Source organism: Chryseobacterium sp. SIMBA_029 (assembly GCF_046535275.1).
Classification (GTDB): domain Bacteria; phylum Bacteroidota; class Bacteroidia; order Flavobacteriales; family Weeksellaceae; genus Chryseobacterium.
In genome coordinates this window covers 1-276 of sequence record NZ_JAWRXA010000245.1, presented here as the reverse complement: position 1 = coordinate 276, position 276 = coordinate 1, and the positions used below count along the sequence as shown (strand labels likewise).

Annotated in this window: 1 protein-coding gene; it reads left to right on the top strand. The window is 58.7% G+C overall.

Features of this window, described 5'->3' with window-relative positions; translation table 11 throughout:
• Window positions 1–228: hypothetical protein (locus SB679_RS24005; RefSeq protein WP_410704750.1), on the top strand; the 228-nt coding region annotated here is incomplete at its 5' end.
• Window positions 229–276 lie beyond the last annotated feature (48 nt).

The window sequence follows — 276 nt, the reverse complement described above, 5'->3', positions numbered from 1 at the left end:
CTGTGGGTCTACACTCGCTCGCAAGCATTGGCACCCTGGGAAAAGGTACTTTTCACCGGCGCCTCCTTAAGGAACTGGGCAAGGACCATCGCCGCGTCGCCCAACAAAAAGCTGTTGCTGGACGGACTGTTCAAGGGCTTGCGACACAGCCTGAAGGCCCCCCGCAGCAATGCCCAGGTGTTGCAAGGAATTTACGCCTTGCGGGATGTCCAAGAGGCATCACGCTAGCTACCTGCTGCAAACGACCCCCGGCAAGGTGGGTCCGAGGACAAGAAA